At 50.2% G+C, this 24,731-nt stretch carries 27 protein-coding genes and 1 rRNA gene; 26 read left to right on the top strand and 2 right to left on the bottom strand.

Annotated features, from left to right (window positions below; translation table 11 throughout):
* Positions 1 to 16 precede the first annotated feature (16 nt).
* From AC506A_RS15615 to AC506A_RS15545, 15 genes are all read left to right on the top strand, one after another.
* Complete coding sequence (locus AC506A_RS15615; protein WP_495461944.1) at positions 17 to 799, top strand: amino acid ABC transporter permease; 783 nt, start codon at positions 17 to 19, stop codon at positions 797 to 799.
* Complete coding sequence (locus AC506A_RS15610) at positions 796 to 1,506, top strand: amino acid ABC transporter permease (RefSeq protein WP_495461943.1); 711 nt, start codon at positions 796 to 798, stop codon at positions 1,504 to 1,506. Before AC506A_RS15615 ends, AC506A_RS15610 begins: the two co-directional genes overlap by 4 nt.
* On the top strand, positions 1,503 to 2,255 hold the full coding sequence (locus AC506A_RS15605; RefSeq protein WP_495461942.1) for an amino acid ABC transporter ATP-binding protein: 753 nt from the start codon (positions 1,503 to 1,505) through the stop codon (positions 2,253 to 2,255). The genes AC506A_RS15610 and AC506A_RS15605 overlap by 4 nt, the downstream gene beginning before the upstream one ends.
* A 20-nt stretch (positions 2,256 to 2,275) precedes the next feature.
* Entirely contained in the window at positions 2,276 to 3,286 is a 1,011-nt protein-coding gene (locus AC506A_RS15600; protein WP_495461941.1) for an LLM class flavin-dependent oxidoreductase, read from the top strand.
* A gap of 36 nt (positions 3,287 to 3,322) precedes the next feature.
* The gene (locus AC506A_RS15595; RefSeq protein ID WP_495461940.1) at positions 3,323 to 4,480 is read left to right on the top strand and encodes an amidohydrolase; all 1,158 of its coding nucleotides are present in this window, start codon (positions 3,323 to 3,325) and stop codon (positions 4,478 to 4,480) included.
* Positions 4,481 to 4,501: 21 nt separating this feature from the next.
* The gene (locus AC506A_RS15590) at positions 4,502 to 5,512 is read left to right on the top strand and encodes a GNAT family N-acetyltransferase (RefSeq protein ID WP_495461939.1); all 1,011 of its coding nucleotides are present in this window, start codon (positions 4,502 to 4,504) and stop codon (positions 5,510 to 5,512) included.
* A gap of 19 nt (positions 5,513 to 5,531) precedes the next feature.
* Positions 5,532 to 6,860, top strand: a complete 1,329-nt coding sequence (locus AC506A_RS15585) for an LLM class flavin-dependent oxidoreductase (protein ID WP_495461938.1) — start codon at positions 5,532 to 5,534, stop codon at positions 6,858 to 6,860.
* Between the two features lie 192 nt (positions 6,861 to 7,052).
* Positions 7,053 to 7,598: an RNA polymerase sigma factor SigY gene (sigY, locus tag AC506A_RS15580; RefSeq protein WP_495461937.1), complete on the top strand. Its 546-nt coding sequence runs from the start codon at positions 7,053 to 7,055 to the stop codon at positions 7,596 to 7,598.
* Positions 7,595 to 7,969, top strand: coding sequence for a YxlC family protein (locus tag AC506A_RS15575; RefSeq protein ID WP_495461936.1), 375 nt, complete (start codon positions 7,595 to 7,597; stop codon positions 7,967 to 7,969). Before sigY ends, AC506A_RS15575 begins: the two co-directional genes overlap by 4 nt.
* Positions 7,951 to 8,151: a hypothetical protein gene (locus tag AC506A_RS15570; RefSeq protein ID WP_495461935.1), complete on the top strand. Its 201-nt coding sequence runs from the start codon at positions 7,951 to 7,953 to the stop codon at positions 8,149 to 8,151. The genes AC506A_RS15575 and AC506A_RS15570 overlap by 19 nt, the downstream gene beginning before the upstream one ends.
* A 14-nt stretch (positions 8,152 to 8,165) precedes the next feature.
* Positions 8,166 to 8,372 carry a PLD nuclease N-terminal domain-containing protein gene (locus AC506A_RS15565; RefSeq protein WP_495461934.1) on the top strand — a complete coding sequence of 69 codons (207 nt, stop codon included), beginning with the start codon at positions 8,166 to 8,168 and terminating at the stop codon, positions 8,370 to 8,372.
* Positions 8,369 to 9,319, top strand: coding sequence for an ABC transporter ATP-binding protein (locus AC506A_RS15560; RefSeq protein ID WP_495461933.1), 951 nt, complete (start codon positions 8,369 to 8,371; stop codon positions 9,317 to 9,319). The genes AC506A_RS15565 and AC506A_RS15560 overlap by 4 nt, the downstream gene beginning before the upstream one ends.
* Complete coding sequence (locus AC506A_RS15555; protein ID WP_495461932.1) at positions 9,316 to 10,107, top strand: ABC transporter permease; 792 nt, start codon at positions 9,316 to 9,318, stop codon at positions 10,105 to 10,107. Before AC506A_RS15560 ends, AC506A_RS15555 begins: the two co-directional genes overlap by 4 nt.
* A gap of 91 nt (positions 10,108 to 10,198) precedes the next feature.
* On the top strand, positions 10,199 to 10,579 hold the full coding sequence (locus AC506A_RS15550) for an ATPase (RefSeq protein WP_495461931.1): 381 nt from the start codon (positions 10,199 to 10,201) through the stop codon (positions 10,577 to 10,579).
* 218 nt (positions 10,580 to 10,797) lie between these two features.
* A complete protein-coding gene (locus AC506A_RS15545; RefSeq protein WP_495461930.1) occupies positions 10,798 to 11,298 on the top strand; it encodes a 2,4'-dihydroxyacetophenone dioxygenase family protein in 501 nt (166 codons plus the stop codon).
* Positions 11,299 to 11,386: 88 nt separating this feature from the next.
* On the opposite strand, the gene AC506A_RS15540 is transcribed toward AC506A_RS15545, so the two are convergent.
* The gene (locus tag AC506A_RS15540) at positions 11,387 to 12,241 is read right to left on the bottom strand and encodes a hypothetical protein (protein WP_495461929.1); all 855 of its coding nucleotides are present in this window, start codon (positions 12,239 to 12,241) and stop codon (positions 11,387 to 11,389) included.
* Positions 12,242 to 12,448: 207 nt separating this feature from the next.
* Between AC506A_RS15540 and AC506A_RS15535 the strand changes: the two genes are divergently transcribed.
* The 9 genes from AC506A_RS15535 to AC506A_RS15495 all read left to right on the top strand — a co-directional run bounded on the left by AC506A_RS15535 (position 12,449) and on the right by AC506A_RS15495 (position 22,817).
* On the top strand, positions 12,449 to 13,240 hold the full coding sequence (locus AC506A_RS15535; protein ID WP_495461928.1) for an ABC transporter permease: 792 nt from the start codon (positions 12,449 to 12,451) through the stop codon (positions 13,238 to 13,240).
* Positions 13,241 to 13,246: 6 nt separating this feature from the next.
* Complete coding sequence (locus tag AC506A_RS15530; RefSeq protein ID WP_495461927.1) at positions 13,247 to 14,062, top strand: ABC transporter permease; 816 nt, start codon at positions 13,247 to 13,249, stop codon at positions 14,060 to 14,062.
* Positions 14,063 to 14,091: 29 nt separating this feature from the next.
* Positions 14,092 to 15,078 (top strand): ABC transporter ATP-binding protein, encoded by a 987-nt coding sequence (locus AC506A_RS15525; protein ID WP_495461926.1) that lies wholly within the window; start codon positions 14,092 to 14,094, stop codon positions 15,076 to 15,078.
* Positions 15,079 to 15,177: 99 nt separating this feature from the next.
* Positions 15,178 to 15,465 (top strand): Asp-tRNA(Asn)/Glu-tRNA(Gln) amidotransferase subunit GatC, encoded by a 288-nt coding sequence (gene gatC / locus AC506A_RS15520; protein WP_091223885.1) that lies wholly within the window; start codon positions 15,178 to 15,180, stop codon positions 15,463 to 15,465.
* Between the two features lie 36 nt (positions 15,466 to 15,501).
* A complete protein-coding gene (gene gatA / locus AC506A_RS15515) occupies positions 15,502 to 16,959 on the top strand; it encodes an Asp-tRNA(Asn)/Glu-tRNA(Gln) amidotransferase subunit GatA (RefSeq protein WP_495461925.1) in 1,458 nt (485 codons plus the stop codon).
* A 34-nt stretch (positions 16,960 to 16,993) separates the two neighbouring features.
* Entirely contained in the window at positions 16,994 to 18,436 is a 1,443-nt protein-coding gene (gene gatB / locus AC506A_RS15510; RefSeq protein WP_495461924.1) for an Asp-tRNA(Asn)/Glu-tRNA(Gln) amidotransferase subunit GatB, read from the top strand.
* Positions 18,437 to 18,545: 109 nt separating this feature from the next.
* A complete protein-coding gene (locus AC506A_RS15505) occupies positions 18,546 to 20,447 on the top strand; it encodes a DUF4097 family beta strand repeat-containing protein (RefSeq protein ID WP_495461923.1) in 1,902 nt (633 codons plus the stop codon).
* A gap of 83 nt (positions 20,448 to 20,530) precedes the next feature.
* Entirely contained in the window at positions 20,531 to 20,965 is a 435-nt protein-coding gene (locus AC506A_RS15500; RefSeq protein WP_495461922.1) for a Fur family transcriptional regulator, read from the top strand.
* Positions 20,966 to 21,089: 124 nt separating this feature from the next.
* Positions 21,090 to 22,817 (top strand): glycosyl hydrolase family 18 protein, encoded by a 1,728-nt coding sequence (locus tag AC506A_RS15495; RefSeq protein WP_495461921.1) that lies wholly within the window; start codon positions 21,090 to 21,092, stop codon positions 22,815 to 22,817.
* Positions 22,818 to 22,883: 66 nt separating this feature from the next.
* Here AC506A_RS15495 and AC506A_RS15490 read toward each other — a convergent pair whose 3' ends face one another.
* The gene (locus AC506A_RS15490; protein ID WP_495461920.1) at positions 22,884 to 23,261 is read right to left on the bottom strand and encodes a YgzB family protein; all 378 of its coding nucleotides are present in this window, start codon (positions 23,259 to 23,261) and stop codon (positions 22,884 to 22,886) included.
* Positions 23,262 to 23,404: 143 nt separating this feature from the next.
* Here AC506A_RS15490 and AC506A_RS15485 point away from each other — a divergent pair, with 143 nt between their 5' ends.
* Positions 23,405 to 24,280, top strand: coding sequence for a nucleotidyltransferase-like protein (locus tag AC506A_RS15485; protein WP_495461919.1), 876 nt, complete (start codon positions 23,405 to 23,407; stop codon positions 24,278 to 24,280).
* Between the two features lie 369 nt (positions 24,281 to 24,649).
* A 16S ribosomal RNA gene (locus AC506A_RS15480) occupies positions 24,650 to 24,731 on the top strand; the annotation flags it as partial.

Genomic DNA, 24,731 nt, shown 5'->3' with positions numbered 1-24,731 from the left:
AGGGTGAGGTCGGTCTATGGGTGCTCCATTCGATATCGCCTATGTTGTCGAATATTTCTGGAAGCTGCTTCCGTTTATACGGATTTCGCTGATTATCGTAGCGAGCTCCATCTTGGTCGGGCTGGGCGTCGGCTTTCTCGTCGCCCTTCCCCGGCTGTACCGGGTGCCGCTGCTGCAGCGGGTTTCCCAGCTCTATGCCTCTTTTTTCAGAGGAACGCCGATTATTATTCAGCTGTTCTTGATCTATTACGGATTGCCGGAGTTGCTGAAAGCCGTGCACATAGACGTAAGCAAAGTGTCGGCTTTGTACTTCGTTATTCTGGCTTACGGGCTGCATAGCGGAGCCTACATTTCAGAAGGGATCCGAGCTGCGGTGTCCGCCGTCGATCGGGGACAAGTCGAAGCGGCTTACGCGGTTGGCATGACCGGATACCAGGCTTTTACGCGAATCGTATTCCCTCAAGCGCTGGCCATATCGATTCCGATTCTGGCTAACTTGGTTATCGCAACGCTGAAGGACACGTCGCTTGCATTTACGCTCGGCGTTATGGAGCTTACGGGGAAATCGCAGACGCTGCCTACGATGTCCAGGCATTTGTTTGAAAGCTATATCGCCTTGGCTATTATCTATTTCATCATCAGCTTCTTCTTGGAGAAATTGTTCTATTACACGGAGCGCAGGCTGCTGAAGCATGAAACGGCAATCACGACCGCAGGCAAACTCCCTATGGGCAAAAAAGGGCTGAATCGGTTGTTGAACGCGAAAGTAGCATGGGGTAAAGGAGGCACAGGCGTATGACGTTAGATTTTGCTTTCATCTGGCAAGCCTTTCTGCTGCTGCTTCCGGCGATTCCGAACACGATTTATATCACGGTCGTCTCCGTTGGCTGCGGATTTATCATCGGCCTGATTGTTGCGCTGTCACGCATTTTTGCCATTCCTGTGTTGAGCCAGGTTGGTACGGCTTACGTCACGTTTATTCGGGGAACGCCAATGCTGACTCACCTGCTCCTTATTTATGTCGGATTGCCCATGATCGTCGATAGTTTGGCCGACAAGTACCACTGGTCGTTCAACTCGGTTTCGATTCCCATGATCGGTTTCGCTTATCTCTCCTTCTCGATCACCGCAGGCGCTTATTTATCCGAAGTCATTCGTTCAGGTATTCTCGCAGTAAATAAAGGACAAATGGAGGCGGCTCATTCAATCGGGATGACCACTTTCCAGGCGCTGCGCCGAATCGTATTGCCGCAAGCCTTTGCAGCTGCGCTTCCCAATTTATCCAACAGCTTGATCGGCATGCTGCATGGCTCCACCCTCGCTTTTACCGTATCGGTTGTGGAAGTGAACGCCAAGGCAGACATTATCGCAACGACGAACTGGAAGTTTTTTGAGGCGTACCTTGCCGCGGCGCTTATTTTCTGGGGCCTTACCATTTTGATTGAACGAGCAGCTGCGCTGCTGGAGAAACGCATTAATGCTTATAACCGCGGGGGTGTAGCATGATCCAGCTTACGAATATATCGAAGTCATTCGGCCGAAATGAAGTGCTGAAAGGAATCGATCTCACCGTCCGGAAAGGCGAAGTCGTTGCCATTCTCGGTCCAAGCGGCTCGGGTAAAACGACGCTTCTCCGATGCATCAATTATTTGGAGAAGCCGAGTGACGGGGAGATTTCGATTGACGACTTTAAGGTGAATTGCCGGAAACCATTGAAGAAGGACATCCATACCTTGCGTGGGAAAACCGCAATGGTGTTTCAGAACTATAATCTTTTTCGTCATAAGACCGCCCTCGAGAACGTGATGGAGGGGCTCGTTATCGTGAAGAACATTCCGAAAGAGCAAGCTCGCCAGAGAAGCATCGAGCTGCTGGAGAAGGTGGGACTCGGTAACAAGTTGGATTCCTATCCGAGTCAGCTGTCCGGTGGACAGCAGCAGCGCGTCGGCATTGCACGGGCGCTTGCCTTGAATCCGGACGTGATTCTGTTCGATGAACCGACCTCTGCGCTTGATCCCGAGCTGGTTGGCGAAGTGCTTGCCGTCATCCGCAAAATTGCTAAGGAAGGCATCACGATGATCATCGTCACTCATGAGATGGGTTTTGCCCAAGATGTCGCCAATCACGTCGTGTTTATGGACGAAGGCGTGATCGTCGAGGAAGGCCCGCCGAATCTCATTTTTCAGTCGCCTAAGGAGGCCAGGACAAAACAATTTCTGGCGAGGATTACGCCGGAGAGCGCTTATTCAATTTAATTGAACGGAGTGAAGGATATATGGCATTGAAATTCGGCATTTTGGACCAAAGCATCGTTTTCCCCGGACAGTCGCCGGCGGAAGCGCTGGGCAATACGATCAAGCTGGCTCAATTGGCGGAGAAGCTTGGCTTCGAACGTTTCTGGGTGTCGGAGCATCATGATTCCCCACAAATGGCCGGCGCATCGCCGGAGGTGCTGATCTCGCATCTGCTCGCTCGGACGAACAAGATCCGTGTAGGGTCTGGCGGCGTCATGCTGCAGCATTATAGTTCGTACAAAGTTGCCGAAAACTTTAACGTTCTGGCTTCATTGGCACCGGGACGGGTTGATCTTGGCATCGGACGCGCGCCGGGCGGCTTGCCTCGTTCTACGAAGGCGCTGCAGAAAGGCTTGGGCGAGTCGGAATCGCTCGATAGTAAGCTGACAGAGTTGGAACAATTGCTCCATGGCTCGTTTGGGGATGACCATCCTCTAGCAGGGTTGCAAGCCAACCCGTTGCCGGTACAGCCCGCTGACATCTATTTGCTCGGCACGAGTGTTTCAAGCGCAAAGCTGGCTGCCGAGAGAGGGTATCCGTACGCTTTTGCGTTATTCATCAACAACGATCCCGAAACGGCTCGACTTGCCTTCGAGAGCTATCGCGAGCATTTCAATAGAGACAAAGGTAACGAACCATACGCCATTCTTGCGTTATCGGTCATCACGTCGGATACCGAAGAAGAGGCTGCGGAGCTCGCGGGTAACTTCAAGAGCGTTCGTGTAACGCTCGCAAGCGGCAAGGTGGTTAATGTCGGTTCATTGGAGCAGGCAGAAGAATTCGCCAAGCAAGCCGGCGAGACGTACACGGCTGAAATCAGAGAAGCAGATATTACGAGAGGGACGAAAGAGACCGTAAGGAAGCGGCTGATCGAGCTGCGCGATACGTACGACGCGGATGAACTGATCTTCACGACAATCATCCCCGATTTTACCAAACGAGTTAGAAATTTCGAGCTGCTGAAGGAAGCCTTCGAGGAACAGCCGGTTTAACCTTAATGCTGCTATGAATGAGGAGAGAAATCGAAGATGAGTATCCATTTAGCCGACAAGCTCCAAGAGCGCTTGGTTGCTTTTAGACGTCATTTGCATGCTAATCCAGAGCTGTCTAATGAAGAGTTTGCGACGACGGCAACCCTTCGTACCTGGCTTGCCGAGTGGGATATCCGAATCGCGGAATATCCGCTGAGAACCGGTCTTGTCGCCGAGATAGGCGGCCACCGTGGAGGGCCGATCATCGCCATTCGCGCGGATATCGATGCCTTGCCGATTCAAGAGGAAACGGGGCTCCCCTTCGCTTCTACTGTTCCGGGTGTCATGCATGCCTGCGGCCATGATTGCCATACCGCTGTATTACTCGGAACAGCGCTCTTGCTAAAGCAACGGGAACGGGAGTTGGAAGGGACGATAAGGCTGATCTTCCAGCCGGCGGAGGAGAAGGCGAAAGGCGCTTCGCAGGTCATCGCAAGCGGGGCACTCGAAGGCGTGCAAGCGGTGTTCGGCTTGCACAACAAACCGAACTTGCCGGTTGGCACGATTGGCATTAAAGCCGGACCGATCATGGCGGCTGCGGACGGGTTCGTCGTCGAAGTCGAAGGTCGCGGATCTCACGCCGCCGTACCGGAAGCGGGGCTCGATCCAATTGTAGCCTCCGCCCATATTATTACGGCGCTGCAATCGATCATCAGCCGAAACGTAAGTGCGCTCGATAGCGCGGTCATCAGCGTGACTCGCCTGAATAGCGGAACGGCTTGGAACGTTATTGCGGACAAAGCCGTATTCGACGGAACGCTGCGCACGTTCGATGAGCGAGTGCGGGACCGCGTGCGCAAGCGGGTCGAGCAAGTTGTCGCCGGTGTAGGAGCCGCGCTCGAAACGAAAGCGACTGTCAAATGGATTTCCGGCCCGCCTGCCGTCGTGAACGATCCGACCTGGGTTAAGCGTGCCGCCGAGGCTGCCGAATCAATGGGCTTGACGGTCGTGGAGCCCGCGCCGTCCCCGGCCGGGGAAGATTTTGCTTTCTACTTACGGGAGACGCCGGGCATATTCTTTTTCTTAGGCACATCAGGCCCGCAAGAGTGGCATCATCCGGCTTTTGATGTTGATGAAAGATCGCTGTCGATTGGAGCTTTATTTTTCGAGAAGTTAGCAGTGGATGCCATAAGTGCATTGAAAGTATCGACATAACGGTCTGGGAGGCGTGTATAGATGAGTCAAAGTAAACTGCAAGATCTCGTTCAAATTGACCACTACCTGCATACTTACGAACAACTGCAGCAATCGATCGAAGGGCTGTCCGATGAGCAATTGCGCTGGAAGGCGGCAGAAGATAAATGGAGCATTACCGAAGTTCTGGGCCATTTGGCCGACCATAATATCGTCGTATCGTTTCGTATTCGCGAGATTTTGTCCGACTCGTTGGTGCAATTGCCTGCGTTTAATCAGGACCGCTGGGTAACGGGGCAGAAGACGAACGAGGGGAATGCCACGGATATCTTGACGTTCTATAACCACCTTCTAAACTATAACCGGTTATTGTTTCGCCGTCTGACGATCGAAGAATGGAACAAGACGGGGATTAATTTCAAAGGGGAAAGCGTAACGATCGCTGCCATTATTCAGTCTTTCATTACTCATGTGCAGCTCCATTTGGGGCAGATTGCAAGGATTAAGCAGGAAGAACTAGACTCGCAAAATAAAGTAATCATTCGACAGGCGCGGTCTTCCGATCGCGATGCGGTTGTTCAGGTTCTGTTAGATGCCTATCAACAATATGAAATTACGCTTGATGGCGCACGCTGGGAGCAGTATAAAGAAAATATTTTGCAGGCAATCGATGCGCCGACGACGAAGTCGAGGCTTGTCGCGGAGTTGGATGGACAAATCATGGGCAGCGTGTTCATTTATGAGTCGTCGGAGACGGCATATGGAGCGCCGGGGCTGGAAATTCAAAGTCCAATTATTCGGTTGCTAGGCGTAACGCGGGAAGCACGCAGACGCGGAATCGCAACGGAGCTCATCCGCGAGAGCGCTAAACTGTCACTGGATTGGGGAGCCGACACGCTCTACCTGCATACATCTGACATTATGGATGCCGCGGTTCGGTTGTACGAACGGTTGGGATTCGAGAGAGCATTCGATAAGGAGTTTCGGAATGGAGATATCTTAGTCAAGAGCTACCGGCTTCGGCTGAAGGAATCAGCTTTATTGCAATCCTAAACGTAGGGAGGAATTAGACATGGCGAACAGCAAAAAGTTGAAGCTAGGCGCGATTATTCACGGGGTAGGCGGCAATGTATCCGCATGGCGGCATCCAGAGGTGCCCGTGGATGCAAGCGTGAATTTTGAATTTTACCGGAAACAAGCGCAAACGGCCGAAGCGGGAAAATTCGATCTCGTCTTCATCGCGGACGGTCTCTATATTAATGAAAAGTCGATTCCTCATTTTCTAAACCGGTTCGAGCCGATTACGATCCTGTCTGCGCTTGCGGCGGTTACTTCCAAGATCGGACTTGTCGGCACTTTATCTACATCGTATAGCGAACCTTTTACCGTTTCACGTCAATTCGGATCCCTAGATCATATTAGCGCAGGCCGTGCGGGCTGGAACGTTGTCACCTCCCCGCTTGAAGGATCGGCCAAAAACTACGGGAAACCCGAGCATCCGACGCATGACGAACGGTATAAGATCGCCGAAGAATTTCTGCAGGTGTCACGCGGCCTGTGGGATTCGTGGGAAGACGATGCATTCGTCCGGGATAAAGCATCAGGGGTGTTTTTCGACTCTTCCAAAATGCATCGTCTCGATCATAAAGGTGAATATTTCTCCGTGCAAGGACCTCTGAATATCGCGCGTTCCAAGCAGGGACATCCGGTGATCTTCCAAGCCGGCTCGTCTGAGAGCGGCAGGAAATTGGCTGCGAGCAGCGCAGACGCCGTATTCACCGGACATGAGAATATTGACGAGGCTAAGGCGTTCTATAAGGATGTAAAAGATCGCGCAGTTGCGCTGGGTCGTTCACGTGATGATATCGTGATATTGCCAGGTGTCGGACCCATCATCGGGTCGACGGAAGAGGAAGCCGAGCGCAAGTATTTGGAATACGCGAATTTGGTGACGATTGATAAGGCGCTCGAATATCTCGGAAGATTTTTCGATCACCATGACTTCTCCCAATATCCGCTCGACGAGCAGTTCCCTGAGCTGGGGGAACTCGGCAAAAACAGTTTCCGCAGCGGAACGGATAAAATCAAGCAATTGGCCCGAGAGCAGAACTTGACGCTGCGCGAAGTGGCGATTCGCACGGCGACGCCGCGCAGCGAGTTCATAGGGACGCCTGAGAAAGTCGCGAATTTGCTCCAGCGCTGGCACGAGGAGGAAGCGGCGGACGGCTTTATTCTATACGCGCCTACGCCGGACGCCTTGCGCGATTTCGTAGAGTCAGTCGTACCGCTTCTCCAAGAACGCGGTATCTATCGGACGGAATATGAGTCAGATACATTACGCGGAAATCTGGGTCTACCAGTGCCGGAGAATCGGTATACGGCTGCGGCTAAAGTGAATTAAAATGGTTTAACAACACAGGATAGGCCATCCAAGGGGGTGGCTTTTTCTGCGTCGTGATAACATATTCATATGAGGCAAAAGGAAGTCAGAAGTTTTTTTGCAAGGCAAGTGAACAAAAGGGCAACCTTCATCGTCATATTGGCGAGAATGAAGGAAAGAGGCTTATTTCAAGCAGCGGGTGAGGAAACGACAATGATCGGAATGGAACAGCTGGGGGATGAAGCGCAGCTTGTGAAACGAGCAGTTCGCGGCGACGACCATGCGCTGTCGACCCTGCTGCGAAGTCATTACACTTTGTTATACCGGTACATGCTGAAAGTTACGATGAACAAGGCGATGGCCGAGGACTTGGTACAGGATACGATGCTGAAGGCGATTGAGAAGATCGGCACGTTTCGGAAGCAAAGTAAATTCTCAACATGGCTGATTTCGATAGCAACGAGGCGCTACATCGATGAGATGCGTAAGCAGCAGAGGGAACAGAAGTGGCAAACGCAGGAGCAGGCGCTGCAATCCATTCGGTTTGATGCCGCCATGCAGCAGCAGGAATGGCCGCATGCGCTCGATGCGCTTGGCGCCTTGTCTTATGATAATCGCGTGCCGATATTGCTCAAATATTATTACGGTTATGCGTATGAGGAAATCGCCGCATGGCTCGATATTCCTGTCGGTACGGTAAAGTCGAGGCTGCATAATGGACTGAAACAGCTGAGGAAGGAGCTTGACGAGCGAGGATGAATAGACGCAGAAGGCGCAATAAACCGAGTGGTACGGATAATCAAGAGGAGCAACAAGTTCAACAGCTGCTCGGCGTTCATCTGGAGGAGTGGGACCGATCCATTCAGCCGGGCATTCCGTCTGCCGACTCCATGACAGAGCTGATTCGTGAACACCGCAAAGAACTGAACAGTCGTTATCGGCGGGAGCTGATCTTGTTCTGGTTAGTCAGCGCTTTTGTACTAAGCGGCCTGCTGCTGCTGTGGGCGAGCAGCATCGCGATTTTCGTAGCTGTCCAAATCTTGGCGTTTGCGGCTGGGGCTGTATTCGTCTTGCTGTTTATGATCAGAGACAAAGAAAGGCGGCGTCCTAAATGGTCGGATGGGAAATAGCTGTAGTAATCGGCGCTGCCGTTATTTTACTGTGCCAATCCTCCTGGTTATTTGCGGATGCGAAGAAACGGAGCCGTTATCCGTGGTTTTGGGGGATATGGGGACTTATTCAGTGTCCGATGCCGCTGATCTGTTACTTATTGATCGTTAGGGTGAACTGGTCGAAGCGAAGAAAGAGCTAAGGAGGATTGCAAACATGGATCAATTAACGACAACACAGCTTATGACCATCCTATTGCCGATTGCGATCGTACAGCTTGTCTTGATGGTGACGGCGCTTGTCGCTTGCGCGCGTGCTTCCGAAACAAGAGGACCAAAGTGGATGTGGGTGCTCATCATTATTTTCATTAATCTGTTCGGAGCGGTGCTGTTCTTCCTCTTCGGCAGGAAGCAGTCTTCATGACGGGACTCGTGGCGGTAGAAGGGCTAAGCAAAATATTCAGCGGATCCACATCCGCCCTGCAGGATGTTCGCTTCACACTTGGGGAAGGTCGCTGTACCGCACTGCTTGGTCCCAACGGAGCAGGTAAAACAACGACCATTCGCATTCTAAGCGGTCTGCTGGAACCATCATCAGGAAGCGTCCGCTTTCGAGATCTTAAGGAGGGCGATGATCATAGAGCGCTTATCGGCTATTTGCCACAGACACCGGCTTTTCACGGCTGGATGACCGGCGCTGAATTTCTTCGCTACGCAGCAGGCTTATGCGGACTGTCCAAACGAGAAGCCATTGCTCGCAGCGCCGAATTGCTGGAGAGAGTAGGCATTGCCGATGCCGGCAAGCGGCGAATCGCCGGTTATTCCGGCGGGATGAAGCAGCGCCTCGGACTGGCGCAGGCGCTCATTCATCGGCCGAAGCTGCTTATTCTGGACGAGCCGGTTTCCGCGCTTGACCCGATTGGCCGCAGAGAAGTCATGCAACTGCTAGGGGAACTGAAGCAGGAGACGACGATTTTATTCTCCACGCATGTGCTGCATGACGCTGAAGAACTATGCGACGACGTGCTTATCATGAAGAGCGGCCGCATTGTCATCAGCGGATCGATTCATGATATTCGCGCTGCCCATCGTGAACCGGTACTGCTGATTGTAGTAGAGAATACCGACAGTGCGCGGCAAGCATTGGCACAATGGATTTCGTCATCATCATCGCCGCAAGAGCTCTTTCATTCCGCAGAGCTCCAGCCCGGCGGAAACGCAGTCAAGCTTTGGGTGCCTCATAACCAAATCGACGAAGCCAGAAAGACCGTTCTACAACAGCTGCTGGATCGAGGAATACCAGTGACCAAGCTGGAATTCGGGTCGACGACACTGGAGGACTTATTTATGAAGGCGGTGCAGAGCGTATGAACCGGTGGCTCGTGCTTTTCGGCAAAGAATGGACAGAGCTGATGCGCAGCTACAAATTGGTTTGGGTACCGCTCGTCTACATCTTATTTGGTGCGATGCAGCCCCTTTCCACGTATTTTCTGCCGGATATTCTTGCTCATGCCGGGAATTTGCCGGAAGGAGCAATCATTTCAATTCCGCATCCTTCAGCGAATGAAGTCATGGCCCAAACGCTGCAGCAGTTTAACACGATCGGACTGCTGGTATTAGCTTTATCGGTCATGGGGAGTATTTCGGCAGAGCGAACGAGTGGTTTGACCGCGATGATTCTAGTGAAACCGATCTCGTATCTATCATTCGTCTCGGCCAAATGGGCAGCCATGCTCGTGCTGGTTACACTCGCATTCGTAGGCGGCTTCGGCGCCGCATGGTATTACACAGCTGCATTGTTCGAAACCGTTGATTGGCGGAGCAGTCTCTACGCCTATCTGCTGTTCTTGCTGTGGCTGTGCTTAGCGGGCTCGCTCACGCTGTTGTTTAGCGCATTGCTGCGCAGCGGGGCAGCAGCGGCGGCATGCGCGCTCGGCACAGCAGCCGTGCTCGCGCTTACAGCCTCCGCGTTTCCGCAGGCGCTTGCGGCTAGCCCGGGCATGCTGCCGAAGCTGGCTTACACGCAATACGCCGCCGCTTCGCCAAGCGGGAGCGACAGCCCGTGGCTGGCTGTCTGCGTCGCAATCGGCGCCATGATTGCCATAATGGCAATCGCCGCTCGGTCACTACGGCGCCGTCCATCACTGGATAATCAATAACCATTCTCATCTATTGGACTTCCGTACTGAATTTTAGTAGGATAGAGTAGAGTCATAGAGTATGGGTATTGGTGACAGGAGTGAGACGCTAATGTATAAGCTTGGCCAACGTATCATTATTATTTCGGACTTATTTGAACAGACCCTCCCGGTTGGGGAGTATGGTTATATAATTGCTTATGATCGCAATGCGGATAACGCGTTCGATTACGTGATCCGGGTTCCGAAAGCAAACCGGAATTTCTATGTACCTGCGGCTGATATCGAGCTGGAGGAAGTGCTGATCAAGCAAGAGGTTGACCGTTTGGAGCGGGAAGCGCTGATCGATTTTGCGCTGGCGACCCACAATGCGGAGCTGTTCCATCGGATCATGAACGGCGGGGAAGAACCTGTGCAAGAAGAAGACAACGAAGGCGAACCGCAAACTCGCGAAGAGTTTATTCGTCAAGTCCATCTGAAGGCTTGGATCTAATCAGCCGTAATTAAAGACAGTCTCAACAAGATGAAAGGTGGTGCAGAGCCAAGTTCTGCGCCACCTTTTTCGTTGTTGTCCATCGCTGCATGCAATGAAACGAAACGCAGAATGCTTTTGGACAGCAAGGAATGCGTAAACACAACCACGAATAAGTAAAGTATGCTGGTTTCCTCGTGCTGTTTGTCCAGCAACTCATTTCAGAATGCAGGTGCTTCATGATGGACGACATTATTCAAGAGTCCGTAATACAGCTTGCTGAAAAATTCCAACTGCCAGAGAGAGTTGTAAATATTGAAGAGTTGCCTTGGGTTCCTTTCACAGACAATCATTCTTGTTATTTTAAGCCTTTACGCTTCGACCTTAATACGGGTACCTGGATTTACCTTTTCAAAATCAATAGTAACCAAGTATTAGGAAAACATAGGCATACAGGCGGGTCCGTAATCGGGTACAACATACAGGGCAAATGGAGGTATGAAGGGCGTAATTGGGTAGCTACCCCAGGAACATTTGTTTTTGAACCGCCTGGAGACATACATACGCTCATTACGGAAGAAGAAGAGGTCATAACATTGTTTATTTTAGGCGGGTCACTTCAGTATTTCGATGAAAATAATCATATTGTGGGACAAGATGATATCTATTCGGTATTACAAAAGTATAGAGATTTTTGCATGCAAAATGGGATACAAATAAGAGACGATCTTATTTATTGAATTTTTTTATAAGTGGTTTGACCATAAAACAGGGGCTGTCCGAGAAGTCATCTATGATGACTTCTCGGACAGCCTCTTCTTGTTAAGCTTAAGCGTCGGTATCAGGCGATGCAGCAGATGATGTTTCTGTTTTGGTGCTGACATCTTGTTTCACACCATTACGGTCAATTTTGATCATATGCGGTTTCTTATCCATTTTTCCGTTAACGATGCGTGTTGCGATGTCAGCTGCATCGGCAATAGCTTTATCGGCCTCAGCCTGGGTTAGCTTGCCTGCTTTCACGGCGGCATTCAGATTGTCCGCGATTACCTGCTTCTGCGCATCAATCAGCTTCTGAACGTCGATACCTTTCTCTTTTGCCAAATCAGCAAGTGTTTTACCACCGCTAAGCGCAGTTTTCAATTCCTCATCGCTTAGACCGAGCACTTTAGCGGATGCGCTAAAGTCAGCTAGCCCTGAGCGAATTCCGGCCTTCATTTCCATCTTGAAATTGCCTTTACCTCCGCCAACATCTCCTCTGCCAAACCCGATGCCATCTTTCAAAGTGGAATCAAGCGATTTATCGAGATTGTCGGTGAACGTCTTTTTCTCTTCCGCTTGCTGTTTCTCGAACGCTGCTGTCATCGTTTGCTTCAGCTGATCCCGAGTTACGCCTTGTTCTTCTGCTATTTGAGCCAGCGTTTTGCCGGCATCCACTTTCTCCTTCAGAGCTGCCCTATCCAGTTTAAGCAAATCCAGAACCTCTTGGCTGAAGAAGCCGCCGCCGCGCTGCTTCATAATAAATTCTCCTTTTCCACCATGCGGCCCTTGAGTGATGGCCTTAGTTTCAGTGGTAGAAGATTTCGTGTCTGTAGTCGATGCGCTTGTTGCGGCATAGGCGCTAAGTGGAATCATCACCGCGATAGCGGCCGTTAAACCGAGGGCTTTCATTGTTTTGTTCATTATTTCTTCCTCCTTGAGTTTAGGTGTGCTTGGTTACATTCTCCAGTATGGGCAGTTAACCTTAAAGAAAGCTGAAGGTAACGTAAAAGCTCCCTTAGCCCTGTATGAAGATTCACTTCACATAAAGTTATTGCCCAAACCGCAATGGCAACGTTATCATATAACAAAAACATCCAATTATTGGACAGGGTTGGAAGGGGGAATCGTATGTCTGCTTATTACTATTTTTTCAAAATGAGAATTTTAACGACGATTGCCTATCGGTTCGAAGTGTTCACCGGTGTAGCTTCTAACGCCGTCATGCTGCTTGCATCAGTCTTTCTATGGAAAGCGGCTTATCGGGGCATCGGTTCCGTACAAGATGTGAGCCAGGATCAAATGATCGTCTATGCCATCTTATCCGTTGTGATGGGGGCAATTCTATCGGTCAATGTTCAAAATGATATGTACTATCGGGTGCGGGAGGGGCATATCGCTACCGATTTCATTAAGCCGATCCATCTGCTTGGCATGTTTCTGGCTGAGGATCTCGGCACCACGGTAAGTGCGCTCGTCAATCGTGCCATTCCGCTTATGCTGTTGGCATCGATTCTATTTACACCGCCGCTGCCTGTCAGCCTAATTGCATTTCTCCTCTTTATACCAAGCCTAATGCTAAGTTTTCTACTGCTCTGGCTCATGGGGGCAATCGTCGGCATGATCTCATTTTGGGTGATGGAGCTTGGCAATTTAGGCAACGTCAAGGACGCGATCGTGCGCATTCTTTCTGGCAGCCTCATCCCCATTTGGTTCTTCCCCGGCCCTATGGCTACCGTGTCGAGCTTTCTCCCTTTCCAGTACATGTATCAAACGCCACTTTCCATCTATATTGGAAAAATCTCATACGCACAGGCAGGAACGGCACTTATCATTCAAGCGGCTTGGATTGCGGTGCTTGCTTTTATCACGTACGTCGTATGGCAGCGTGCCCAGCGTGTCACGCTCATTCAAGGAGGTTAATCCGTTATGGTTACCGCAATTCGCTATCATGCATCCGTCGCTTATTTCTTTGCCAAACTGGCCGTTCAGCGTCAGTTGGAATATCCGCTGTTCTTGGTCAGCTGGTTTCTTATGATCCCTTTACAATACATAAGTGGGGTATGGGTGCTGAAGCTGATGGTAGAGCAGTTTCAAGCGCTGGCAGGTTGGACCTTCCCGCAGCTGGCTTTTCTGTACGGATTAGGTCTGCTGAGCCACGGCCTGTCCGTTATTTTCTTCATTCAAACCTGGCATATCGATAACATGGTTGTCCGCGGTGATTTCGACCGTATGCTGCTTAGGCCAATGAACGTATTTTTTCAATTTGTCGTTAACTACGTGAACTTCATCGGCTTTATTGATCTCATTCCCGGCTTCCTTATTTTCTTCTATGGCTGTGCGCAGATTGGCTTTGATTGGAATGTACTCAATGTGTTGAAACTTCTGGGGGTTGTCATCGGCGGGATGTTCATTCGCGCTTCGATCTGCACGATCATGGGCTCTGCGGCGTTCTGGACGAAGCGCAGCGGCTCGCTCGTTTCACTGACCCTGGCTACGATGGAACGGACGACGATGTACCCGCTCTCTTTATATCCAAGACTGATCCAGCTGGCATTGACCTTTGTGCTGCCGATCGGCTTTATTAGCTTCTATCCCGCAGCGGATTTCATTGGCCAAGAGGACGGGTTCACATTCCCTGTCGGACTGGCGATTTGGACGCCGGTTGTCGGACTTATTATTTTTGCGCTATGCCATTTTATTTTCCAAAACGGACTGAAGAGATATGAAAGCGCCGGCTCGTAGCGGCCGCGGCAGAGAGAGGATGCGTGCAGATGATTGAACTTACGAATGTCGTCAAAGAATACACGGTCATTAAGAAGAAAAGCGGTCTGAGCGGCTCCATCCAGAGCTTGTTCCGGCCGGAGAAAACAATCGTGCGCGGCGTGGATGGCATCAGCTTCCGGATCGAGCCGGGCGAGATGGTTGGGTATTTGGGTCCGAACGGAGCGGGCAAATCGACGACCATCAAGATGCTGACAGGCATCCTTCATCCCACATCAGGCTCGGTGAGAATTGGCGGTATTTCGCCGCAGGAAAGTCGGAAGTCCGTCGTTAAACAGTTAGGCGTCGTCTTTGGACAGCGCACGCAGCTGTACTGGGATTTGCGGCTTGGCGAGACCTTCGAGCTGCTGAAACGCATTTACCGTATAGATGAAGATACTTACAAGACAAATTTGGCGATGATGCATGACGTGCTCGGCATCGATCAGTTGGTTAATACACCAGTCAGGCAGCTGTCGCTTGGACAGCGCATGAAGGGAGACTTAGCTGCGGCGATGCTGCATTCGCCATCCGTTCTGTTTCTCGATGAGCCCACCATTGGGCTCGATGTCGAAGCCAAGCAGAACATCAGAACGTTTATCAAAGAGATGAACATGAAGCGCGGCACGACGATTATTTTGACGACACATGATCTGGATGATGTAGAGCAGCTGTGCAAACGCCTGATCGTCATCAATCACGGCAAAGTGGTCGAGGACGGCCCGCTGTCGGAACTGATTCTGCGTATGGCGCCTTATCGGCTGCTCGTACTGGATCTTAGCCTGCTACCTGAGCCTTCGGCCTTGCAGCATCCAGGTGCGGAGTTGATCAAACAAGACGGACTTAAGCTGACGTACCGGTTCCACAAAAGCGATATATCAGCGTCCGAGCTGATCAGCGGTTTATCAGCCAAGCTTTCGGTTGTCGATCTCAGCGTGAAGGAGCCTGACATCGAAGATATGATTCGGGAAATGTACCGCAGCTCCTCACCTGCTTAAGCAGATTCACCTTCGCATTCTCATTGAGTTTAAATGCTGGCTTACGTTATAATAGGTAGAATGTGTGCAAAATGGATGGAAAGGACGGGACCATAGACAATGAGCATAACCATCAAAGATGTCGAGCATGTGGCCAATTTGGCCCGACTTGAGCTTTCTGAGCAAGAGAAGGAACAGTTTACCGGCCAGCTGAATGCGATTCTTAAATATGCCGAGAAGCTGGACGAGCTGCAAACAGACGGCGTGGAACCAACCAGCCATGTGCTGCCGGTTCACAATGTCATGCGTGACGACGTCATTCGCGAGTCGGTTACGAACGAGACTGCACTGCGAAATGCGCCGGATGATGAAGACGGCCAGTTCAAAGTGCCGGCTGTTCTTGAATAATAGTGTGAGGGTTTATACCGAAGGGAGGAACGGCTGTTGGCACTCTTTGACTTACGCCTACAGGAAGTACATAACCAATTAAAGAAGAAAGAGCTGTCGGTAGGCGATTTGGTGGATGCTTCGTATTCACGCATTGCGGCTACCGATGCTACCATACAAGCGTTCTTGACGCTGAATGAAGAAGGCGCGCGCGCTGCGGCTGCAGAGCTTGATAGTGCTTTGGCAGCTGGCCAAGAGCAGGGATTGCTGTTCGGTTTGCCGGCTGGCATAAAGGATAACATCGTGACAGAAGGCTTGCTTACGACTTGCGCGAGCCAATTTCTGCGCAACTACGATCCAATCTATAGCGCGACCGTAATGAAGAAACTGAACGCAGCCCAATCGGTTACGATCGGCAAGTTGAATATGGACGAGTTCGCAATGGGCGGCTCTAACGAGAATTCAAGCTTCCACCCGACACGCAATCCGTGGAATACGGACTATGTACCGGGCGGTTCAAGCGGCGGATCTGCGGCATCCGTTGCGGCTGGACAAGTTTATTTCGCGCTTGGCTCCGATACTGGCGGTTCTATTCGTCAACCAGCTGCTTATTGCGGTATTGTCGGTTTGAAGCCGACTTATGGCTTGGTTTCGCGTTTCGGTCTCGTTGCATTCGCTTCCTCACTTGATCAGATCGGACCTCTTACGAAGAACGTTGAAGATTCTGCTTATGTGCTGCAAGCAATCGCAGGCTACGATGCAGGTGATTCAACTTCGGCTAACGTTGAAATTCCGGACTATGTTGGCGCGTTAAGCGGCGATGTCAAAGGACTTCGCATCGGTGTACCGAAGGAATACCTCGGACAAGGTATCGATCCGAAGGTCAAAGAAGCGGTTCTTGCTGCGCTGAAACAATTCGAAAGCCTCGGCGCAACATGGGAAGAAGTGTCCTTGCCGCACACGGAATACGCGGTAGCGACTTATTATCTGCTCGCTTCGTCCGAAGCTTCGTCGAACCTGGCACGCTTTGATGGCGTCCGCTACGGCGTTCGTGCAGAGAACCCGGATAACCTGCTTGAACTTTATCGCAAATCCCGCAGTCAAGGCTTCGGTCCGGAAGTGAAGCGTCGTATTATGCTCGGCACATATGCGCTCAGCTCCGGTTATTATGATGCGTATTATTTGAAAGCACAGAAAGTGCGCACGCTGATCAAGCAAGATTTTGACAACGTGTTCCAGAACTTTGATCTGATCATCGGGCCGACTGCGCCTACTCCTGCTTTCCGTATCGGCGAGCAAGTGGGCGACCCGCTCACCATGTACTTGAACGATATTTGCACCATTCCGGTCAGCTTGGCTGGTATTCCGGCAATCAGCGTACCTTGCGGATTCGCAGACGGTTTGCCTGTTGGTTTGCAAATTATCGGCAAAGCGTTCGATGAGCGCACGGTGCTTCGCGCCGCGCATGCTTTCGAGCAGCATACTGAGCATCATAAACAGCGTCCGCAGCTATAATTCTCGGATGCCAATAAAGCAGGAGGGCTAAACGATGTTTGAACCGAACACTTACGAAACGGTTGTCGGGCTGGAAGTGCATGTTGAGCTCCACACGAAGAGTAAAATCTTCTGCGGCTGCTCCACCTCCTTCGGCGCCCCGCCGAATACCCATACATGTCCGATCTGTCTCGGACACCCAGGCGTGCTGCCGGTATTGAACCGTCAGGCGCTGGAATTCGCGATGAAAGCGGCTATGGCACTCAACTGCCAAATTGCCGACATCAGCAAATTTGATCGCAAAAACTATTTCTACCCGGACTCTCCGAAAGCGTACCAAATCTCGCAATTTGATAAGCCGATCGGCGAGCATGGCTGGATCGACATCGAAGTGAATGGCAAGACCAAACGCATCGGTATTACGCGCCTCCACTTGGAGGAAGATGCGGGCAAGCTGACGCATGTCGAAGGCGGCTTTGCATCTCTGGTTGACTTTAACCGTGTCGGTACGCCGCTTGTCGAGATCGTTTCCGAGCCGGACATTCGTACGCCGGAAGAAGCGAAGGCTTACCTAGAGAAGCTGAAAGCTATCATGCTCTACTGTGATGTATCCGATGTGAAGATGGAGGAAGGCTCGCTTCGCTGCGATGCCAACGTCAGTCTCCGTCCTTACGATCAGGAGCAATTCGGCACACGTGCGGAGCTTAAGAACATGAACTCCTTCCGCGGCGTTCAGCGCGGTCTCGAGTATGAGCAAATGCGCCAAGCTGATATCCTGGACAGCGGTGGCAAGGTTATTCAGGAAACACGCCGCTGGGACGAAGCGCAAGGCAAAACGTTCTCCATGCGCAGCAAGGAAGAAGCGCATGACTATCGCTATTTCCCGGATCCTGACCTTGTGCAGATCCATATAGACGAAGAGTGGAAGGCACGTGTTCTTGCATCCATTCCGGAACTTCCGGACGCGCGCCAAGCCCGCTATACAGCTGAATTCGGTCTCCCTTCCTACGATGCAGGCGTTATCACTTCGTCCAAGAAGTTGGCTGATTTCTTCGAGGAAAGCCTTCAATTTACGAAGGATGCTAAAGCGGTATCCAACTGGATCATGGGCGATCTGCTCGGTTATTTGAATGCAGGCGGCCTTGAGCTGGAAGATATCAAGCTGACAGGTCAAGGACTTGGCGAGATGATCGGTCTGATGGAGAAAGGCACGATCAGCAGCAAGATTGCCAAGACTGTCTTTAAAGAAATGCTCGAAACAGGCAAACGTCCTCAGCAAATCGTTGAAGAGCAAGGCCTTGTTCAAATAAGCGATGAAGGTGCGATCGCAGAAGTGGTCGACCGCATCGTCAGCGGCAACCCGCAATCCGTCGAAGATTTCAAAGCCGGCAAAGAGAAAGCCATCGGCTTCTTAGTTGGTCAGGTGATGAAAGAAACGAAGGGCAAAGCAAACCCAGCGCTTGTTAACAAGCTGCTGCTTGCGCGCTTGAATCAATAACAACACACAAAGAGGCATGTCCGGCGTAATGCGGACATGCCTCTTTTGCTGCGGGAAATTATGATACAATATTTGTAATCATCAACAGCCGGGAGGTGCCATCCATCTCATGCGTGAATCATCTCGAAGTACACTCCTTGCGTCGCTGCTCGCTTTTCTCATACCAGGCGCCGGACATCTTGCGCTCGGACGGCATTTAACAGGCATGCTGCTGCTGCTCGGCACGTTGACCGATATCGCTGCGATGATTCGGTTTGCAGACGAAGGCGGTGGGAAATACGCACTGCTCATCATCTTTTTAGGATTGGCGCTGCCGTTCTTTTGGTTTTACAGCGTGTTCGATACGCTCCAGCAGGCGGCTAAACAGCGTGAAGCTGCTGCTAGTTCAGCTGCGGAAGATTCGCCTCGATTAGGAATAGGCACGATCGTGCAAGGAATTGCTGTCATCGGACTTGCGTTTCTCTTGCTTATATTTGTCCAAGCGCCTGTCGTCTTTCAATCGATCGTAGATAAGATGGGCACTTATGCACCTGGAATAGGTTTTATCGTGCTCGCGATCGGATTTGCCTCAAGGAGGAATAGAGTCATGTTTAAATTGGGGAGATTCACTGCTGCCGCGGTGATGATCACGATAGGGGCATTATTGCTATGGGACCAAATTCGCGATCGCAATGATATGGAACTGATCGGACAATGGTGGCCGGCAGCGTTTGTCCTGTTAGGCATTGAAGTCGTCATCATGAGTCTCATCTATCGCACGGCTTCCAAACGACCGTCTTTTGATATCGGAGGAACATTCCTAGCTGCACTCATAGCAGTTACTGCTTTTGGCGTGACACAGTTTGCCTCGATGCCATTTCGATGGCTGGATGAATTTAAGGTTAATTTGACCGGAACGAGCGCCTACGGGGAAGAGAAAGGATTTCGTTACGCCAAGGAAACCATTCATGCTCCAGTTACGTATGAGACCACAGGTATCGAGATCGTGAACCCGAACGGTAAAGTTACAGTTAAGAAGGGCAATGGGAGCGAGCTGACGGTCGAAACGGTCATGTGGGTAGATACAGCCGAGCAGACAGAAGCAGACGATACAGCCAGCAAGTCGGAAATTACCGTCAGCGGTGAAGATGAGTTGAAAATCGAGGCAAAAGGCCATCCGTATGGTGCTAATGGAGATCGAGTGCCGCGTATGAATATAGTAGTGACCGTACCTGCCGAGTCTGCGTTTGGGAAGCTCATACCGGTTGAGACAACAGAACCTGCTGATTCGACGGGTACCAATGAATCGAACGATGCATCTCAACCAAACGAAACCGAAACGCCTGACCAGACAGCAACAATCGATGATACGGACGCAGGTCAAACAGATACGAATGCAGCCATTCCGCCAATCACTTACGTCCAATCCGAACTGGCCATCCAAATCGTGAATGGTTCTGTAGATGTAACGGGACTGACTTTACCGGGAGGACTAAGCATTAAAGCGACAACCGGCGCTATCGCGCTGCATGGTCTGATAGGTTCAGTGAAAGCTGAAACGAAGAATGGCAGCATCGATGCTTCAACGCTGACCGGCGATGCTAAGCTGAGCACCTATAATGGCGATGTGAAAGCTGGTTACGTAACTGGCGCAGTAGAAGCTTCTACACTTAGCGGCAGTATCAACTTGCAGCAAGTGACCGGTGACATCGATACAGATACGAAGAACGGTGAGATTATCATTAAAGAAGGTACGGGCGCAATCAAAGCGGATACCCTCAACGGTGATATTCAGATTGCGAGCTCCCAAGTAGGCGGCGACTGGGATATCGACAGTTCAATTGGCGAGATCGTCGTATCGCTTCCTCTATATGGTAATTATTCGGTTAACGGCTCGGTTACGTTCGGTGAAGTTACAAGCGATTTGCCGCTGACAATTAGCAAGAAAACGATCCGTGGCAGCATTGGAACGGCGACCTACAGGATCAATATTGATGCCAACAGCAGCATTCAGGTAAATCGTTACAAATAATAAAATGATTCCCGCTTTCATTGACAAAATGAAAAGTATCCACGTACAATGGTTCTAACAAAAGCAGAAAGGACGTGTTGGGCATGGGTGCGACCGTTGAGCAGGCGCTTGAACAATTAAAAAGTACCGGCGTACGAATGACCCCGCAGCGTCATGCAATCTTAAGTTTTCTCATGCACTCCATGACACACCCCACTGCAGACGAAATTTATAAATCACTTTCGCCATCATTCCCTAGTATGAGTGTGGCGACCATTTATAATAATCTCCGGCTGTTTGTCGATGCGGGCTTACTTCGCGAATTGACTTATGGCGACGATTCAAGCAGATTTGATGCCGACCTGACTGATCATTATCACGCCATTTGCCGTGCATGCGGCACAATCGTTGATTTTGACTATCCACCTCTTACAGATGTAGAAGCAGCGGCTTCCAAAGAAACGGGCTTTAAAGTAGAGGGGCATCGAATGGAGATTTATGGGTATTGCGCAGATTGCTCCGCGCGGCACACCAATTAACAAGCGATGATTGAAAGACCGATAAACGCGCAGGGGTAGAGGCAGCTCACCATCATGCGCGTTTTTTATTTGATGAATGCCCACATCAGTGGAATAGCTTAATTTGGAGAGGAGAGCTTTACAAGTGGAAACCGTTCGAATGCGGCCTAGACGACAAAGTGGCGGCGGTTGGTTGAAATGGGCAGTACTAACTAGTGGAATACTGGCTGCAGCGGCAGGCATGTGGTTGGGATGGCAGCGGCTGTCCCCTAATAATACAGAAGTTAAACCGGAATACGGTGCAGCGCACCCGATTCTGTTTCACGGCAACGTGGCCGAAGGTAATGCGCTGGTCAATCAAGATATCATAAGTCTTCCCTTAAGCTTCATTCATGATCAGCTGGGACTCAAGGAAGAAGTGTATTATGAAGCCAAAACCGGCACCATCGTACTAACAAATGCAAACAAAGTGCTGCGGATGAAGACAAATGCTTTAACCGCGACCATCAATAAAAAGGCTTATCCGCTGCGCATCGCCGCACAGGTAAAGGATGATGCCGTTTATCTGCCGATCACACCGCTTGAAGAGCTTTATGGACTTCATGCTGAATATAATGAGCAAGACGATATTATCACGATTCTGCGAGCAGGGGATTCAGTTCAGCGTGGTATTGTTCATGACAAAGCAGTGATACGGCGCGGTCCAACGATTAAAGAACCTATTGTAGATCGCCTGGTGGATACAGATATTGTGCGCATATGGGGAGAGAAGGAAGGCTGGTACACGGTCCAGAGTACAGATGGTATTTTGGGATACGCCCAGAAACGGGATATTGAATTGACGGAAGCGGAGCAAATAAAGCAGCATATCGAACCGGCTCCATTCACAGCATGGAAAGTGATCGGCAGCAAAATTAATCTAACATGGGAAGCGGTCTACGAGAAAGCGCCTGACACCGATCAAATCAGTGAGATGCCCGGTGTGAATGTCGTTTCTCCAACTTGGTTCGAGCTTCTTGACGGTGAAGGTAATATTAGAAGCAAAGCGGATATGCATTATGTAAAATGGGCTCAGAACAGAGGCATGCAAGTGTGGGCGGTGTTTAGCAACGGTTTCGACCCGGAGCGGACGACGGCAGCATTAGCAAAGGCCGATACTCGCCTGCAGATGATTCATCAGCTTGCTGCTTTTGCACAGATGTACAAGCTTAAAGGAATCAATCTCGATTTTGAAAATGTGAATACGTCAGATAAAGCGAATCTGGTGCAATTTGTTCGTGAGCTTACGCCGATCATGCATGAACAGAATGTTGTTGTATCCATCGACGTTACGCCTAAGTCGAACAGTGAAATGTGGTCCTTGTTCCTTGATCGCGAGGCGCTGGGTAAAGTTGTCGATTATATGATGATCATGGCCTATGATGAACATTGGGCATCCAGTCCTACAGCAGGTTCAGTTGCTTCACTGCCTTGGACAGAACAGTCGCTTGCACGGATTATCGAAGAAGACGGTGTACCTGCTAACAAAATCGTGTTAGGCATGCCGCTGTATGCCCGGTTATGGACTGAGAAGAAAGATGATTCCGGGAAAGTCAAAGTAAGCTCGAAGGCACTCGGAATGGAAACTGTAAAGACCATTATTAAAGAACATCAACTTAAGCCGACATTTGACGCTGATTCCGGACAGAATTACGTGGAATACGAGGAAGATGGCGCATTGCAGCGCATATGGATCGAAGATGGACTTTCTTTGAAGGCAAGAACCGCATTAGCCAAGAAATACGGAATAGCCGGTGTCGCGACATGGCAGCGCCAGTTCCAATCCGATGATATCTGGGCAATCATTCATCAATCATTAAATAAACTTCCATAATCCTCATGCAAAAACGCCCTTCGCCGGCTGGATACCGGTCGAAGGGCGTTTTTATTATCGCGTATTCTATGCCTGGGGCTGAGTGATTTCTTCTTCTTCTTCTTCCGTATCGTCCAGATCAGTTGCCTGATTAGGATCCAGCGTCAGCTTTGTTTTGCAATACATGCAGCGGTCAGTTTTGCCGAGCATCTTCGTATGTCTGCCGCATTCGGGGCAATTCAGAATGACTGCGCTTGTCGACAGCATGCCCGCCCAGAAATAAACACCTACACTCGCCAGCATAGCGATCATACCGATGACCATAAAGATTCCCGCGAATACTTTACCGGCTTGTCCCCAGAAAACAATCCCGGCTGTACCCAGTATCATTAGTCCCATTCCAAACAGCGTGAACATAAGGCCCCAGAGCCGAAATTCATTGATTTTACTTGATTTTCCGAACATATCACAAATCCTTTCTGACATTTACGTACGGTTTTCTAAGACCTTAGGCAGGAAAACCTGCGTACATTGTCGAACAAGAGTATAAACAACTGCGAAATCATTATAGCTTAAACAACAGCATGAAGCTATATGGGGGATAGACCGTGGAACAGATAAAGGCACATTTTAAAACAATTTTTGAACATAATGAGGCGCTGATTAGTTTAGCAGCCATTGAGAACCCGGTTCCGTATAATCCAATGATCGACGGATTGGATTTATTAATACTGGTTGTTTCTAAGCAGATCGACCCAAACCGGGGTATCGAACATGTACGCATCGGTGGTGATCGGGTACAAATCAGAACCGTAACTCCTGCAATGCTGGAACAATGGACAGCAGGCGGCGAGAATCGCAGTATCATACAATGGCTTGTTCGGGGGGAGATCCTGGTGGATCGAGACAATTACTTGTTTAACCTCAGGGAAAGTTTGCTTTCTTTCCCGGCATCCTTGCGCGGACAGAAGGAATTGGTGGAGTTCTCACATTTCATTCGTTCTTATCTTCAGGCTAAGCAGGATTTGCAGGACAACAACTTGCTTGATGCTTACTCCAATGTACTAACTGCTCTTCATCATTGGGCGCATATTGCGTTTATTGAAGAAGGTGTACATCCGGAACTAACGGTTTGGCGTCAGATGAGGCGGTTCAACCCCGGCATTTATAAACTATATGAAGAACTGACTATATCGCCGGAATCACTTGAGAAGCGGGTGCAGCTCGTATTACTGGCTTGCGAGTTCTCGGTTATGAGCAAAATGAAATCTTCCTGTGGGCTGCTTTTCTCCATACTAGGCAGCCGCGAAGAGCCATGGAGCGTAATGGAGTTGCAAACACATCCGCACCTTATGGACTTGCATATGGATTTGTCGCTGTTACTTCAGAAGCTAGTCATGCGTGGGTACATCCGAGAAGTTGCCTATATGCCGCTGCTGGGGGATACAGAAGCATTGGAGCTGCGGTATCACAGTGTTTCTTAGAAGGAACTAATCGCGGGCAGCGTGCCCGCGATTTTTTTTGTGAATTAATGCTTGACGTACCATGTTGGCATATGATAAATTCTTTATTACCGCCTCCGAGGCAAACATGAAACAGCGTAATGCTGGCAAGCGAGTAAGAAAAAAGAATTAAAAAAAAGCTTGCAATTGAATGGTCGGATGTGATATATTAATCAAGTCGCCGCTGAGACATGGGCGATCAAAACAAGAAGTATTTGTTCCTTGAAAACTGAACAATGAGCGACCAGTCAAATGGTCATAAATCGCGAAATTAACGTTTCGTAAAGCTAGTTTTTTGAATGAGCTAACAAGCGAATTCTTAAAAATGGCCAAGCCTTCGGGCTTACCACTTTTATGGAGAGTTTGATCCTGGCTCAGGACGAACGCTGGCGGCGTGCCTAATACATGCAAGTCGAGCGGAGTTATTCCTTCG

Source organism: Paenibacillus sp. N22P23, from assembly GCF_059383735.1.
This window is presented reverse-complemented; position numbering and strand designations above follow the sequence as displayed.

Excerpts from the sequence above, each read along its gene's own strand:
- gatC (WP_091223885.1), top strand. The coding sequence starts at position 15,178 with ATGAGCATAACCATCAAAGATGTCGAGCATGTGGCCAATTTGGCCCGA.
- sigY (WP_495461937.1), top strand. The coding sequence starts at position 7,053 with ATGATCGGAATGGAACAGCTGGGGGATGAAGCGCAGCTTGTGAAACGA.
- AC506A_RS15545 (WP_495461930.1), top strand. The coding sequence starts at position 10,798 with ATGATGGACGACATTATTCAAGAGTCCGTAATACAGCTTGCTGAAAAA.
- gatB (WP_495461924.1), top strand. The coding sequence starts at position 16,994 with ATGTTTGAACCGAACACTTACGAAACGGTTGTCGGGCTGGAAGTGCAT.
- AC506A_RS15530 (WP_495461927.1), top strand. The coding sequence starts at position 13,247 with ATGGTTACCGCAATTCGCTATCATGCATCCGTCGCTTATTTCTTTGCC.
- AC506A_RS15535 (WP_495461928.1), top strand. The coding sequence starts at position 12,449 with ATGTCTGCTTATTACTATTTTTTCAAAATGAGAATTTTAACGACGATT.
- AC506A_RS15585 (WP_495461938.1), top strand. The coding sequence starts at position 5,532 with ATGGCGAACAGCAAAAAGTTGAAGCTAGGCGCGATTATTCACGGGGTA.
- AC506A_RS15490 (WP_495461920.1), bottom strand. The coding sequence starts at position 23,261 with ATGTTCGGAAAATCAAGTAAAATCAATGAATTTCGGCTCTGGGGCCTT.
- AC506A_RS15595 (WP_495461940.1), top strand. The coding sequence starts at position 3,323 with ATGAGTATCCATTTAGCCGACAAGCTCCAAGAGCGCTTGGTTGCTTTT.
- AC506A_RS15525 (WP_495461926.1), top strand. The coding sequence starts at position 14,092 with ATGATTGAACTTACGAATGTCGTCAAAGAATACACGGTCATTAAGAAG.
- AC506A_RS15575 (WP_495461936.1), top strand. The coding sequence starts at position 7,595 with ATGAATAGACGCAGAAGGCGCAATAAACCGAGTGGTACGGATAATCAA.
- AC506A_RS15605 (WP_495461942.1), top strand. The coding sequence starts at position 1,503 with ATGATCCAGCTTACGAATATATCGAAGTCATTCGGCCGAAATGAAGTG.
- AC506A_RS15560 (WP_495461933.1), top strand. The coding sequence starts at position 8,369 with ATGACGGGACTCGTGGCGGTAGAAGGGCTAAGCAAAATATTCAGCGGA.
- AC506A_RS15570 (WP_495461935.1), top strand. The coding sequence starts at position 7,951 with ATGGTCGGATGGGAAATAGCTGTAGTAATCGGCGCTGCCGTTATTTTA.
- AC506A_RS15555 (WP_495461932.1), top strand. The coding sequence starts at position 9,316 with ATGAACCGGTGGCTCGTGCTTTTCGGCAAAGAATGGACAGAGCTGATG.
- AC506A_RS15550 (WP_495461931.1), top strand. The coding sequence starts at position 10,199 with ATGTATAAGCTTGGCCAACGTATCATTATTATTTCGGACTTATTTGAA.
- AC506A_RS15500 (WP_495461922.1), top strand. The coding sequence starts at position 20,531 with ATGGGTGCGACCGTTGAGCAGGCGCTTGAACAATTAAAAAGTACCGGC.
- AC506A_RS15565 (WP_495461934.1), top strand. The coding sequence starts at position 8,166 with ATGGATCAATTAACGACAACACAGCTTATGACCATCCTATTGCCGATT.
- AC506A_RS15600 (WP_495461941.1), top strand. The coding sequence starts at position 2,276 with ATGGCATTGAAATTCGGCATTTTGGACCAAAGCATCGTTTTCCCCGGA.
- AC506A_RS15505 (WP_495461923.1), top strand. The coding sequence starts at position 18,546 with ATGCGTGAATCATCTCGAAGTACACTCCTTGCGTCGCTGCTCGCTTTT.
- AC506A_RS15615 (WP_495461944.1), top strand. The coding sequence starts at position 17 with ATGGGTGCTCCATTCGATATCGCCTATGTTGTCGAATATTTCTGGAAG.
- AC506A_RS15610 (WP_495461943.1), top strand. The coding sequence starts at position 796 with ATGACGTTAGATTTTGCTTTCATCTGGCAAGCCTTTCTGCTGCTGCTT.
- AC506A_RS15540 (WP_495461929.1), bottom strand. The coding sequence starts at position 12,241 with ATGAACAAAACAATGAAAGCCCTCGGTTTAACGGCCGCTATCGCGGTG.
- AC506A_RS15590 (WP_495461939.1), top strand. The coding sequence starts at position 4,502 with ATGAGTCAAAGTAAACTGCAAGATCTCGTTCAAATTGACCACTACCTG.